Below are 12,764 nucleotides of genomic sequence, written 5' to 3'. Positions count from 1 at the left end.
ACGTGCGGGGCGTTTGCCAGCTTCCAACCCCGTTACGGATGATCGTCGGCCGCTGCCCGTGAATCCTCTCCAGCGCCGCCGCCAAGGTCACCGCTTGCGACTGGGGGTAGTGGCCGAACCCGTTGCGGAGCCCGGGGCAGCAGGACCTGACCGCTGTATCCGGGGCCCAGGACGATGGCCGGCGCGTTGGTGGGCGGGGCGCCGACGACGCTGCTCTCCACCGCCGGTATCGCCGGAGCGAAGTCCGGCCCGCCCAGGTCGCCGGCGTCCGCCGCGTCACCGTCGCCCATGATCACTCCTTCTTGGGTGGGCTCCGCGCGTGCCAGGGTCCGGTGCACCCTGGCGCCAGTCTGACTCCGTCGCGGAAGATATCTTGTCTTCCACTATATTGGGCAGATGAGTTCCCGGGCTATGACAGAGCCAGCCTTCTTCATCCTCACCGTGCTGCTCGACGCTCCGCGTCACGGCTACGGGATCGTCGCGGACGTGGCGGAACTGTCGCGGGGCCGCGTGCAGCTGAAGATCGGCTCCTTGTACGGGGTCCTGGACCGACTCGTCGGTGACGGCCAGGTCGAACTGGACCGCGAGGAGGCATGGCAAGGACGGTTACGCCGGTACTACCGGGTGACCGAGCGGGGCCGCCAGGCCCTCGAAGCGGAGGCGCAACGGCTGGCCGCCAACGCGCGCCTCGCCTCCACCCGGTTGCGCGACCGGCCGAACCCGATCACGGGGACGCCGTCGTGAGCCGGCTGGAGGAGCGCTACCGGTTCGTTCTCCGGCTGCTGCCCGCCGCCTACCGGCGGGAATGGGAGGACGACATGGTCGCCGCCTTTCTGGACAGCATGGAAGCCGGCGACTCCGAGACCACCGCATATGTCACGGACTACGGCCGGCCGAGCCTGTCCGAGGTCGCCAGCATCGTCTCCCTCGCCGTTCGGTTGCGACTCGGCGGGGCTGACGCGCCACCCCGCTCGTTTGCCTGGGGGCAAGCCGTGCGCCTGGCGACCCTGATGGCGATGCTGGCGCACGCGGTCATGGTCACCGCCAGCATCACCGTCACGCTGTGGCTCTCCCGGAAGATCGCCTGGTTGCCGGCTCCTGAACTGGAATGGCCACTCAGCCCGTCGTCGAACATCTGGCACACCGCGTGGAATCTCGCCGACTACGCGTGGTTGCCGGCCTACGTCGCGCTCGTGCTCGGACACCGGCGGGTGGCCCAAGCGGTCGCCCTGCTCGCCATCGTGCCTCCGGCCATCACCACCGCCGTGGAACAAGGCGTCGGTGACGTACCGCTGTCCGTGACGCCCTGGGCGATGCGATTCGTCGACGTGCTCCTGCTACTCGCGATGGCGGCTTTTCACCACGGCGCCCCACCGGTGCCGCGCCGTCCCTGGCTCCTCGCGCTGCCGATCGGCATCTTCCTCGTCCCTGTGCCGCTGTTCACCATCCAGGCGGCGAGACCGGCGCTGAGGCTGCTGGACTGGCCGGGCCTGTCCTGCGCGGTGGTCACTGTCGCCATGGTGGTCCACCTGGCCGGTCGGGTGTCCAGCCACCCATCTCGGAGGCTGCCATGGTCACTGGCACTCACCCTGCTCGCCGCGACCGCGCTCGCCCTGCGAACCGCAACCCTGCCCGACTACAGCAACCAGGCGCAGCGGACAACACTCGCCACGATTGCCTTCGTAGAGGTTGTCGCCGTGCTGGCGGTAGGCGTACCGCTCGCCGTACTGGCCATCCGAGCACTGCGCCGACTTCCACCGATCCCCACCGTCGCCCCAAGACCCACCACACCGACGTAGGAACTCGTCCGTCGGGGTGACTGTGACCCTCGGTAACGCCACCCCAGCCGAGCCCCGCGGTCGCGTCCACCTGCGGATGAACGGCGTCGGTGGGGAATTCGGTGGCAGGGCCGAGGTGGCGGGGCCGAGGATGAGCGGGTGATCGAGACGTACCCGACGAAGACCGTCCCCGTCGCCGCGGCCGCCGCCGCACGGCGACAGCGGACCGCGTCCGGTCGCGTCCCGACCCGCCGCCGACCGTCGTGATCGGCGCGTTCCTGGCCGGTCTGCTCGCCGGCTACGGCGTCGCCATCCCGGTCGGTGCGATCGCGGTCCTCATCCTCGGGCTCAGCGCCCGCACGTCGTTCCGGGTCGGCGCCGCCGCCGCGTTCGGGGTGGCCACCGCCGACGGGCTCTACGCCACCGTGGCGGCCCTCGGCGGGGCCGCCGTCGCCGGGCTGATCGCCCCGGTCGCCGGGCCGCTGCGGCTGGCCGCCGCGCTGGTGTTGCTCGTCCTCGCCGGCCACGGCGCCTGGCGCGCGCTGCGTCCCCGCGCCGCGACCGGGACCGCCGGCGTCCGCCGGGGCCTGGACACCCCGGTCCGCGCCTTCACCGGCGTGCTCGCGCTGACCCTGCTGAACCCCGCGACCGTGGTCTACTTCGCCGCGCTCGTGCTGGGCCGTACGGACCACGCCGAGCCGGATCCGCTCGCCGCCGGCCTCTTCGTGCTCGGCGCGTTCGTCGCCTCGGCGAGCTGGCAGCTGTTGATCGCCGGCGGCGGCACCCTGGTCGGCCGGGTGCTCACCGGCCCGCGCGGTCGACTCGTGACCGCGCTGCTCTCCAGTGCCATCATCGCCGCCCTGGCCGTGGCGATGCTGCTGTCCGGCTAGCCGGGCCACCCACCCACGGCGGTCAGCCGGCGCCGCCGTGCCGTAGGTTCGGGCGTATGAGCAGCCGACCCGCAGCCGGAGGCGGCCGGTGGGTGGAGGTGGACCCCGCCCGGGTCGCCCGGTGGGTCGAGGGCTTCGCCGACCGGCACGGCCCGCCCACCACCACCGTCGAGGCGTACGGGCTGCTGCTCGCCGCCGCGGACGGCGCGACCGCCGAGTTGCACGCCCCGCCCGGCGCGCCCGCCGCCCCCGACCTGCCCGGCTTCGTGGCCGCCGCCGCCGCGCCCCGCCGCATCGGCCTGCTGCTCGCCCGCAAGGGCGCGGTGGCCCTCGGCGTCGCGGCGGGGGAGCAGCTGGTCGTCTCCAAGGTGGACACCCGCTACGTGCAGGGACGCACCGCCGCCGGGGGCTGGTCCCAGCAGCGCTTCGCCCGGCGGCGCGACAACCAGGCGAAGGCGGCGCTGGGCGACGCGGCCGACCTGGCCGTACGGCTGCTGCTGCCGGAGGCGGCGTCGTTGCGCGCGGTGGTCTGCGGCGGCGACCGGCGGGCGGTGGACACCGTGCTGGCCGACCGGCGCCTCGCCCCGCTGGCGGCGCTGCGCGCGGAGCGGCTGCTGGACGTGCCCGAGCCCCGGCACGCGGTGCTCGTCGGCGCGATCGCGGCGGCCCGGGCGGTCCGCATCCTGGTGCGCGATCCCGCCCCGTCCTGACCCGGCGCACTAGGCTGGGCGCGACGGTCGGGGAGGGAGCCAGGATGGCGGAGACGGCGGCGGCCGACGTCGCCGTGGTCAGGGTCGTCGATGCCCACGACGACGCGGTCGGGGTCGTCGATGCCCACGACGACGCGGTCGGGGAGAGCCTGGGTGACCGGATCCGACGGCTGCGCCTGGCCCGTGGCCTGACCCAGCAGCAGGTCGTCGGCTCCCGTTACACCCGCGCCTACCTGGGTGCCGTGGAGTCGGGTGCCCGGATGCCCGGTCCCGATGCGCTGGCCCACTTCGCCGACCGCCTCGGGCTGGCGGTGGACGACCTGCGCCACGGCCGGCCGGCGAACGCCGCCGCCCAGCTCGCTGCCGAGCTGGCGGCGGCCCGCCGGGACCTCTCCGCCGGGCGGTTGGACGCCGCCGAACGGGCGTTGACCGGGATACGTCGCCGCGCGGAGCGCTACCGGCTGCCCGAGCTGGCCGGTTGGGCCGGATACCAGCTGGCGGAGGCCCAACTGCACCGGGGGCGCACCGAGGACGCGGCCGCCCGGTACGACGAGCTGGCCGGGGACCTGCCCGACGACTGCCCGGCGCTGCGCGCGGCCGTGCTGGCCCGGCAGGCGTACTGCCTGCTCGTCGCCGGGGACGCGCCGCGGGCGGTGGCGATCCTGGAGGGCGGCCTGCGGGCCCTGCGGACGACGCCGCCGGTGGACGCCGACGCCGAGCTGCGGTTGACCAACGCGTTGATGTACACGTTCCTCGAGCTGAGCTGGCGGGAGCGGGCCCGGCGGTTGGAGCGGGAGGTGACGCCCCTGCTCACCCGGGCGACCAACCGGGAGTGGGCGGCGCAGTTCCACGCTGTCGCCGGGCAGTTGCGGCGCGACGGCGAGCTGGACGAGGCGGACCGGCACCTGCGGGAGGCCGTCCGCCGCTACACCGAGCTGGGGCTCACCCGGGAGATCGGTCTGTGCCACTGGGCCCGTGGCTACGTGCTGCTGCGGGCCGGGCGACCGGGGGAGGCGGGTACGCAGCTGCGGCGGGCCCGGGAGACGCTGGGCGACGTCGGGGCGGTGCTCGACCACGCCGGGGCGACGCTGGAGCTGGCCGAGGCGCGCCGGCGCGAGGGCGCGCTGGACGAGGCGGCCGAGCTGGCCGAGGAGGCGGCCGGGGCGGCGACCGCCAGCGACCACCGCGAGATCATGGCCGAGGCCGACCGGGTACGCGGGCTGGTGCGGGCCGCCCAGGGCGACGGCGAGCAGGCGCGGCGGCTGCTGCTGCGGGCGGTCGACAGGTACGAGCGGGCCGGCCTGATGGGCGACGTGGTGATCACCTGCCGTCACCTGGCGGAGCTGCTGCTGGCCCGGGCGGAGCGGGACGAGGCGGCGGCGGTGCTGCGCCGCGGCCTGCGTGCGGCGGAGCGGCTGTCGTGAGCCGGCCGGAGCCGGACGGAACGGGCGCGACGGCGAGCGGGCTGGGCGCGCGGGTGCAGCGGCTGCGCGCGCAACGGGGGCTCACGCAGCGCGCCCTGGCCGAGCCCCGCTACACCGCGGCCTTCGTCTCCGCCGTGGAGAGCGGTCGCCGGGTGCCCTCGGCCGACGCCGTCGCCCATTTCGCCGAGCGGCTCGGCGTCACGCCCTCGGACCTGACCACGGGCCGCTCGCCGGCCGAGGTGGTGCGCCTGGGCCTGCGCCTGGCCGAGGCCGACCTGGCCGGCTCCGTCGACGAGACGGCCGCCGTCTGCCGCGAGGTGGCCGACGCCGCCGTCGACCTGGCGGAGCCGGTGCTGGAGGCCCGGGCCCGGCTCGGCCTGGCGGGCGTGGCGCTGCGCCGCGACGAACCTCGTACCGCCTCGGTCCAGCTCGACCGGGCGGAGGCCCTCCTGGCGGGGGCGGCGCCGCACGTACGGGCCGAGGTGGCGGTCGGCCGCGCCGGGCTGGCGCACCACGACGGTGACCCGCGCTACGCCCGCTACCTGCTGATCGAGGCCCGCGACGCGCTGGTGCGCGACGGGTACCCGGACCCGTCGGTCCTGCTGGTCCTGCACGCCGAGCTGGTGCGCTGCCACGTCGCCCTCGGTGACGAGGGGGCGGCGGCGGAGGCCGCCACGCAGGCCCTGGCCCTTGCGGTGCTTCCCGCCCCGGCCCGGGTCGCCGGCCTGCACCTGGGCGTCGCGGCCTCGCTGCTCGCGTCGGGGCGGACGGCGGAGGCCGCCGTCGCCGCCGAGCAGGCCCGCCAGGCGGCCCGGCAGGTCGCCCTGCGGTGGCTGCTGGCGTGCTGTCACCGGGCCCGGGGACAGGGGCGGCGGGGAGCCGGCGACCTGGCCGGCGCGCTGGCCGACCTGGCGGAGGCGCACGCGATGCTGACGGACACCGGGCAGCCGGCGCTGGCCAGCGAGGTGGGGGTGGAGCTGGCGGAGGTCTACCACGCGCTGGGCCAGCCGGGGCGGGCCGGGGCGCTGTTGCGCGACGCCGTCGACCTGGGCGGCGACCCGGTGGTGGCGGCCCGCGCGGAGCGGGTGCGTGGTCTGCTGCGCGACGACGCCGGCGACCGGGCCGGTGCCGAGCGGCACCTGCGGGCGGCGCTCGCCGGCTACCGGGCGGCCGGGCGGCGCCGGGAGTTGGCGGCGGCGGTTCAGTTGCTGGCCGACCTGGTGCAGGGGTGGGGCCGCCCCGACGACGCGCTCGCTCTGCTCCGCGAGGGGCTGCACCAGGTGGAACAGCTCGGTGAGCGGGTCGCCGTGCCGCGCGCCACGGCCTGAGCCCCCGGCGACGGGTACGCCGCCGGGGGCCCCGGCCGGGCCGTCGGGTCGGCCCGCCCGTGCACCGGTCACCCCGTCCGCCGTGCCCCGGCGGGTGACCGGTGCGTGCCCGTGCGTCAGTCCCGGGCCCAGAGCGCCGGCGCGTTCGGCGGCTCCCAGCCGGGCTGGGCGGTGTGCGCCTGCTGGCACCGGTAACCGGCACCGCCGTAGGTGACCCGGGCCCCGACCGGGTACGCGGTGCCGGCCGCCCAGGTGCCGCCGGGGGCGCTGCCGGTCGGGGTGGGGGTGGGACCCGAGGGGACGTTGAGGACGAAGTCGAAACTCGCCTCCCGGACGCCGTTGACCGTGCGTACCGTCATCAGCAGCGCGGGGTCGAAGAGCGTGTCGGTGCTGTTGCGGGGCTCGCCCGGGAAGTACAGCTGGGTGGTGAGCGCCGGCCGGTTCGGCGCCTGCGCCTTGACGTGGATGTGCCGCGTCCGCCCGGGATAGAGGCCCGGCACGATCGTGCTGAGCCGGTACGCGCCCGACGCGTCGGTGAACTGGTGGCCGCGTAGCCGGTAGCCGACGTTGTCGTAGCCGCCGTTGGCGTCGGCCTGCCAGAAGTCCAGCAGCACGTCGGGCAGGGGCCGGCAGTCCAGCCCGAAGACGTACCCGGTGACGGTGAGTCGGGTGCCGACCGTACCGGCCTCGACGAGCGACGAGCGGCGCGGCGAGTTCGGCTTGAAGTAGGGACCCTCCATCTGCGACGGCGTCGGGTCGTCGCCGTCGTCGCAGTACGGGGTGAGGGGCGGCACCGACGCGGGGTCGGCGGTCCTCGCGCCCACCGCCCGCGCGGCGCCGGCGACGAGGAACGGGGCGGGCAGGGCGAGCGCCGCCGCCCGCAGCACGCTCTTGCGTGTCACACCGCTGTGGGGATGGGCACCGTCTGGCTCCCGTGCGCCGCTGGCTGCACCGTTCATGAGCGTTCCTCCTGCTGGAAGGGCGGGTGTCGGGGTCCGGCCGGCCCGGTAGCTCCCTGGCCCACCCGGGCCGGTCGGGCCGGCGACCCGACGCTATTGACGGACGTCGGGGTGCGTCGATGTGTCAGCCGGCGGGATCGTGGTGTTTTCCGCCGTGCCGGCGGAACGCCCCGGGGGAGTCGCCGGCCTCCCGGCGGAAGAACCGGCAGAAGTAGGCGGGGTCGGCGAAGCCGAGCCGGTCGGCGATCGCGGCCACGGTGAGGTCGGTGCGGGTCAGCAGGCGCTTCGCCTCCAGGACCCGGGCCCGGCGGATCAGTCGGGCGGGGGTGGCGCCGGTGGCCAGCGGGACCGCGTCGTTGAGGTGGCGCACCGACACGCCGATGCGGCGGGCGTACGCGCGGGGAGGCTCGCCGACGAGGTCCGGTTCGCCGAGCAGCTCCTCGAAGCGGCGGGCGATCGCGGCGGCACGCCGGTTGCGGGTGTCCGGCCCGGACGGCGGGTCGGGCGGTGGGCCCGTGGGCCGGGACCGGCGCACCTCGGTGAGCAGGAGGTGCAGGTAGGCGCGCAGGGTACTCGTCCGGCCCGGCCCACCCCGGCGGTACTCGGCCGTCGCCCACCGCATCAGGGCGGCGATCCGCCTCGCCTGCGCGTCGTCACGCGGGCGCCAGGAGCGGTGCGCCGAGCGGCGTAGCGCGTCGCGGTCGGCGGGGAAGGTCAGCAGGAACTCGGCGGCGCAGAGCAGCACGTGCCCGCGCAGGTCGCGCTGGTCCTGCCAGTGGTGCACCTGTCCGGGCGTGACGACGAACAGGTGCGGCGGTCGGACGGGGTGGGCGTCGAGGTCGATGACGTGGGTGGCCCGCCCGTGGGTCACGTACACCAGCTCGTAGAAGGCGTGCCGGTGCGGGAAGTCGGCGCGGGAGAGCGGGCCGATCTCCTCGAAGGAGCCGACGGCGAAGGGCAGCTCGTCCGGGGCGGGTACCGCCAGGTCGTGCCGGGGCAGCGCCGGGCCTGGCGCGGCGGCCGGTGCCGGGGAGGGGGCGACGGCGGGTCGTGCGGGGACGGTCCGGGTCCGGCGGTCGTACGGGCGCGGCGGGGACACGAGCGGCTCCGTTCGCAGTGGAGGGACAGTTCGGCGATCGATCGCCGGCTGTATTGACGGCGTCGGATGTCTAACCTACGGTGAGGGCAACACAGTTAACAACATTTGTTGTTCTGTATGTAGCGCATCGGCACGATCCGCCGTCCGGCACTCGCGTGCCTGATCAGGCGGGCCTCATTCGACCCTCCACATCGTTCTGACCGCGAGGAGACCCCCATGCTCCGACGACCAGCCACCGTGGCGGCAACTACCCTGAGTGTTGCCGCTCTGGTGCTGACCATGGCCCTGGCCACCCAGGCCGGCGCCGACACCACCCCCACCTCCGCCGCCCCGGGCGCCGGCCCCGAGGGCGTCGCGCCCGAGATGTTCGCCGCCCTGCAACGGGACCTTCGACTGACCCCGGCCCAGGCCCGCGCCCGCATCGAGGTGGACGAGCACGCCAGCCGGGTGCAGCAGGTGCTGGCCGCCGACCTCGGCGCGGGCTACGGCGGCACCTGGGTCGCCGACGGGGGCGCCGCCGTGGCGGTCGGCGTCACCCGCGCCGCCGATGCCGTACGGGTCCGCGCCCTCGGCGCGGTCCCCGTCCCCGTCACGTACGGCGAGGACGCCCTGGACGGCGCGGTCGACCGGCTGAACCGTCGGGCCGCCGCCGCGCCGCCCACCGTCGTCGGCTGGTACGCCGACCTTCCCGGCAACTCCGTCGTGCTGCTGGCCCGTGAAGGCGGCACCCCCGCGGCCCGCGCCTTCGCCGCCGCCGCGGGGGTGCCGGCCGGCGCGGTGCGGGTCCAGGCCAGCACCGAGAACCCGAGGCCGTACGCCGACGTGATCGGCGGCAACGCCTACTACACCGGCAGCAGCCGCTGCTCGGTCGGGTTCTCCGTCGGCGGGGGCTTCGTCACCGCCGGGCACTGCGGCCGGACCGGCGCCCGTACCTCCCAGCCGGGCGGCACCGTGCGCGGCTCCACCTTCCCCGGCCGCGACTACGCCTGGGTGCAGGTGGACGCCGGGAACACCCCGCGCGGGCTGGTGAACGACTATCGCGGTGGAACGGTCCCGGTGGCGGGCAGCGTCGAGGCCGCCGTGGGGGCGGCGGTCTGCCGGTCCGGCTCCACCACCGGCTGGCGCTGCGGCACCATCCAGCAGAAGAACGCCTCGGTGACCTACCCGGAGGGCACCGTCACCGGGCTGACCCGCAGCAACGCCTGTGCCGAGCCGGGCGACTCCGGCGGCTCGTGGATCTCCGGCGACCAGGCGCAGGGAGTCACCTCGGGCGGCTCCGGCAACTGCACCAGCGGCGGGACGATGTACTTCCAGCCGGTCAACGCGATCCTGGCCGCGTACGGGCTGACCCTGGTCACCGCCGGCGGTCCCGCGCCGACCCCCACGCCCACCTCGACGGGCAACCCGCCCGGCGGCACGACCTGGCAGGCCGGCACCGGGTACGCCGCCGGCGCGACGGTGACCTACGCGGGCGTCTCCTACCGCTGCCTCCAGGGGCACACCGCCCAGCCGGGCTGGGAGCCGCCGAACGTGCCGGCGCTCTGGCAGCGGGTCTGATCACCGCCGCCCCGTACGCGTACGCCACGGGCCCGGTCACCGACCGGGCCCGTGGCGTCGTCCGTCAGGACGGTGTCCTGCCTGCTCAGAGGCTGCCGCGGAAGGTGTCGCAGGACTTCGGGTCGCCGGTGTCGAAGCCCCGGGTGAACCACTCCTTGCGCTGGGCGGAGGAGCCGTGGGTGAACTCGTCCGGGTTCACCGGCCGGTTGGCCCGCTTGGAGATGGCGTCGTCGCCGATCTTCTCGGCGGCGTCGACGGCCTGCTGGATGTCCTGCTCGCTGATGCTGGTGAAGATCTTCTGGCCGCTCGCGTCGGCGGTGCCGGTGGCGTTCTTCGCCCACGCGCCCGCGTAGCAGTCGGCCTGCAGCTCCAGCTTCACCGAGAGCTGGTTGGCGTTGTCCGGGTCGCGCTGCTGCTGGCGGCGCATCTCGGCCTCCGTGCCGAGCAGGTCCTGCACGTGGTGGCCGTACTCGTGGGCGAGCACGTACGGCTGGGCGAACTCGCCGGAGGCGCCGAGCTGCTGGGCGAGCACCTGGTAGAAGGTGAGGTCGATGTAGACCTGGTCGTCGGCGGGGCAGTAGAACGGGCCGACGCCGGAGTCGGCCTGCCCGCAGGCGGTGTTGACGCCCTGGCTGAAGAACACCGTCTTCGACGGGCGGTACTGCTCGCCGAACGCCTCGGGCAGGGCCTTCTGCCAGTACGCCTGGATCGAGTTGACGTAGAGCGTGTTGCGGCAGTCGAGCTGCTGGAGCGCGTCCTCGGCCGCGCACTTCTGCTCCAGTGACGAGTTGTCGCCCTGCGGCTCGTCGCCGCCGCTGGTGGCCGCGTTCAGGCCGAAGCCGCCGCCGACGAGCGCGACGAGCACGGCGATGACGATGCCGACGATGCCGCCCCGGCCGCCACCGATCGGGATGGGTATGCCGCCCAGCCCGCCGCCTCCGCCGGATCCTCGCCGGTCATCCACCTGGCTGGTGTCGACCCGCGCGTTCTCGTTCAGCTCCATGTCTACCCCGATCACCGATTTGATCCGTTTTGGTGGTTGCGGTACCGGACCGGGTCCGGACGGCGATTCGGTACCCGATGATCTTGATCGGTAATCCGGCGGGGTGCTCCGGCGGCGCCCGGTACACTTGGGCCCGTGCTGCTCTGCGAAGGCTGAACCGCCCCGCGCCGACGGGCCTCGTGCCCGCCGGCGCTTTCGCGTGCCCTGAGTCAGCCCTTCCAGACCCCGAGAGCGAGTCCTCCGACATGATCACTGCCACCGGCCTGGAGCTGCGCGCCGGCGCCCGGATCCTGCTGTCCGACACCACGCTGCGGGTGCAGCCGGGTGACCGGATCGGCCTGGTCGGCCGCAACGGCGCCGGCAAGACCACCACGCTGAAGGTGCTCGCCGGCGAGGGCCAGCCGTACGCCGGTCAGATCGACCGCCGCAGCGCCATCGGTTACCTCCCGCAGGACCCCCGCACCGGCGACCTGGAGGTCACCGGCCGCGACCGGGTGCTCTCCGCCCGGGGCCTGGACGTGCTGATGGCCCAGATGAAGGAGATCGAGGCCAAGCTCGCCGACGACGCCGACGACCGGCTGGTCCGCCGCTACGGCGCGCTGGAGGACCAGTTCGCCTCCCTCGGCGGGTACGCGGCCGAGGCCGAGGCCGCCCGGATCTGCGCCAACCTCGGCCTGCCGGACCGGGCGCTCGCCCAGACCATCGGCACGCTCTCCGGCGGTCAGCGCCGCCGCATCGAGCTGGCCCGGATCCTGTTCCGCGACGCGGGCGAGAACGGCGGCGGCATCCTGCTGCTCGACGAGCCGACCAACCACCTCGACGCCGACTCGATCACCTGGCTGCGCAGCTTCCTCGCCAACCACAAGGGCGGCCTGATCGTGATCTCCCACGACGGCTCGCTGCTGGAGTCGGTGGTCAACAAGGTGTGGTTCCTCGACGCCACCCGCTCCGTGGTCGACGTCTACAACCTGGGCTGGAAGGCGTACCTGGAGGCCCGCGAGACCGACGAGCGGCGCCGCCGCCGGGAGCGGGCCAACGCCGAGAAGAAGGCCGGCGCGCTGATGGCGCAGGCCGACAAGATGCGGGCCAAGGCCACCAAGACCGTCGCCGCGCAAAACATGGCCCGCCGGGCCGAGAAGCTCATCTCCGGCCTGGAGGAGGTACGCGTCGCCGACCGGGTGGCGAAGGTGCGCTTCCCGAATCCGGCCTCCTGCGGCAAGACCCCGCTCACCGCGACGGGCCTGTCGAAGTCGTACGGCTCGCTGGAGATCTTCACCGACGTGAACGTGGCGGTCGACCGGGGCTCGCGGGTGGCCATCCTGGGGCTCAACGGCGCCGGCAAGACCACCCTGCTGCGGATGCTCGGCGGCCTGCTGGAGCCGGACACCGGCGAGGTGCACGCCGGTCACGGCCTGCGGCTCGGCTACTACGCGCAGGAGCACGAGACGCTCGACGTGGACCGTACCGTGCTGGAGCACATGCGCAGCGCCGCCATCGAGCAGACCGACACCGACCTCCGCAAGATCCTCGGCGCGTTCCTGTTCTCCGGCGACGACGTGGACAAGCCGGCCGGGGTGCTCTCCGGCGGCGAGAAGACCCGGCTCGCGCTGGCCACCCTGGTCTGCTCCGGGGCGAACGTGCTGCTGCTCGACGAGCCGACGAACAACCTCGACCCGGTCAGCCGGGAGCAGGTGCTCGACGCCATCGCCCGCTACCCGGGGGCGATCGTGCTGGTCACCCACGACCCCGGCGCGGTCATGGCGCTGAAGCCCGACCGCGCCATCCTGCTCCCCGACGGCGACGAGGACGCCTGGAGCGACGACCTCCTCGAACTGGTCGAACTGGCCTGACCGCCCCACCCCACCACGCTCCGCCCCACCCCGCCCCGCCCCGATCTGTCGATCATGAAGTTGTTGCCCTCCGCCCCGGCGTGTCGCGACAACAACTTCATGATCGACCAGGCGGGGCGCCCTGGGTGGGGTGGGTGCGCGGGTTGCGGTGGGTGCGGGTGGGGCG

General features: G+C 74.7%; 11 protein-coding genes. 8 read left to right on the top strand and 3 right to left on the bottom strand.

Features of this window, described 5'->3' with window-relative positions; genetic code table 11:
- Positions 1 to 411 precede the first annotated feature (411 nt).
- The 6 genes from AC0OO9_RS04835 to AC0OO9_RS04810 all read left to right on the top strand — a co-directional run bounded on the left by AC0OO9_RS04835 (position 412) and on the right by AC0OO9_RS04810 (position 6,130).
- Positions 412 to 744 carry a PadR family transcriptional regulator gene (locus AC0OO9_RS04835; RefSeq protein ID WP_484515897.1) on the top strand — a complete coding sequence of 111 codons (333 nt, stop codon included), beginning with the start codon at positions 412 to 414 and terminating at the stop codon, positions 742 to 744.
- Positions 741 to 1,799 carry a hypothetical protein gene (locus AC0OO9_RS04830; RefSeq protein ID WP_484515895.1) on the top strand — a complete coding sequence of 353 codons (1,059 nt, stop codon included), beginning with the start codon at positions 741 to 743 and terminating at the stop codon, positions 1,797 to 1,799. The genes AC0OO9_RS04835 and AC0OO9_RS04830 overlap by 4 nt, the downstream gene beginning before the upstream one ends.
- Before the next feature lie 242 nt (positions 1,800 to 2,041).
- Positions 2,042 to 2,668: a LysE family transporter gene (locus AC0OO9_RS04825; RefSeq protein WP_484515894.1), complete on the top strand. Its 627-nt coding sequence runs from the start codon at positions 2,042 to 2,044 to the stop codon at positions 2,666 to 2,668.
- 56 nt (positions 2,669 to 2,724) lie between these two features.
- Positions 2,725 to 3,378, top strand: a complete 654-nt coding sequence (locus AC0OO9_RS04820; protein ID WP_484515892.1) for an acVLRF1 family peptidyl-tRNA hydrolase — start codon at positions 2,725 to 2,727, stop codon at positions 3,376 to 3,378.
- 44 nt (positions 3,379 to 3,422) lie between these two features.
- Complete coding sequence (locus AC0OO9_RS04815) at positions 3,423 to 4,802, top strand: hypothetical protein (protein WP_484515890.1); 1,380 nt, start codon at positions 3,423 to 3,425, stop codon at positions 4,800 to 4,802.
- On the top strand, positions 4,799 to 6,130 hold the full coding sequence (locus AC0OO9_RS04810) for a helix-turn-helix domain-containing protein (protein WP_484515888.1): 1,332 nt from the start codon (positions 4,799 to 4,801) through the stop codon (positions 6,128 to 6,130). The genes AC0OO9_RS04815 and AC0OO9_RS04810 overlap by 4 nt, the downstream gene beginning before the upstream one ends.
- 116 nt (positions 6,131 to 6,246) lie before the next feature.
- On the opposite strand, the gene AC0OO9_RS04805 is transcribed toward AC0OO9_RS04810, so the two are convergent.
- Together AC0OO9_RS04805 and AC0OO9_RS04800 are read right to left on the bottom strand one after the other, a co-directional pair.
- Complete coding sequence (locus tag AC0OO9_RS04805) at positions 6,247 to 7,032, bottom strand: dioxygenase family protein (RefSeq protein ID WP_484515886.1); 786 nt, start codon at positions 7,030 to 7,032, stop codon at positions 6,247 to 6,249.
- A 181-nt stretch (positions 7,033 to 7,213) separates the two neighbouring features.
- Positions 7,214 to 8,188, bottom strand: coding sequence for a helix-turn-helix domain-containing protein (locus AC0OO9_RS04800; protein ID WP_484515885.1), 975 nt, complete (start codon positions 8,186 to 8,188; stop codon positions 7,214 to 7,216).
- A gap of 216 nt (positions 8,189 to 8,404) precedes the next feature.
- On the opposite strand from AC0OO9_RS04800, the gene AC0OO9_RS04795 reads away from it, so the two are divergent.
- The gene (locus AC0OO9_RS04795) at positions 8,405 to 9,745 is read left to right on the top strand and encodes a carbohydrate-binding protein (protein WP_484515884.1); all 1,341 of its coding nucleotides are present in this window, start codon (positions 8,405 to 8,407) and stop codon (positions 9,743 to 9,745) included.
- Between the two features lie 85 nt (positions 9,746 to 9,830).
- Here AC0OO9_RS04795 and ypfJ read toward each other — a convergent pair whose 3' ends face one another.
- Positions 9,831 to 10,748, bottom strand: coding sequence for a KPN_02809 family neutral zinc metallopeptidase (gene ypfJ, locus AC0OO9_RS04790; protein ID WP_484517853.1), 918 nt, complete (start codon positions 10,746 to 10,748; stop codon positions 9,831 to 9,833).
- 245 nt (positions 10,749 to 10,993) lie between these two features.
- On the opposite strand from ypfJ, the gene AC0OO9_RS04785 reads away from it, so the two are divergent.
- A complete protein-coding gene (locus AC0OO9_RS04785; RefSeq protein WP_484515882.1) occupies positions 10,994 to 12,598 on the top strand; it encodes an ABC-F family ATP-binding cassette domain-containing protein in 1,605 nt (534 codons plus the stop codon).
- Positions 12,599 to 12,764: the final 166 nt, after the last annotated feature.

Source organism: Micromonospora sp. USAFONa4 (assembly GCF_057197825.1).
Note: the sequence above shows the minus strand (reverse complement) of the source record. Positions and strands in the feature narration are given on the sequence as shown.

Bases quoted from the DNA above. Each gene is read 5' to 3' on its own strand.
- AC0OO9_RS04815 (WP_484515890.1), top strand. From the start codon at position 3,423: ATGGCGGAGACGGCGGCGGCCGACGTCGCCGTGGTCAGGGTCGTCGAT.
- AC0OO9_RS04820 (WP_484515892.1), top strand. From the start codon at position 2,725: ATGAGCAGCCGACCCGCAGCCGGAGGCGGCCGGTGGGTGGAGGTGGAC.
- ypfJ (WP_484517853.1), bottom strand. From the start codon at position 10,748: ATGGAGCTGAACGAGAACGCGCGGGTCGACACCAGCCAGGTGGATGAC.
- AC0OO9_RS04785 (WP_484515882.1), top strand. From the start codon at position 10,994: ATGATCACTGCCACCGGCCTGGAGCTGCGCGCCGGCGCCCGGATCCTG.
- AC0OO9_RS04795 (WP_484515884.1), top strand. From the start codon at position 8,405: ATGCTCCGACGACCAGCCACCGTGGCGGCAACTACCCTGAGTGTTGCC.
- AC0OO9_RS04835 (WP_484515897.1), top strand. From the start codon at position 412: ATGACAGAGCCAGCCTTCTTCATCCTCACCGTGCTGCTCGACGCTCCG.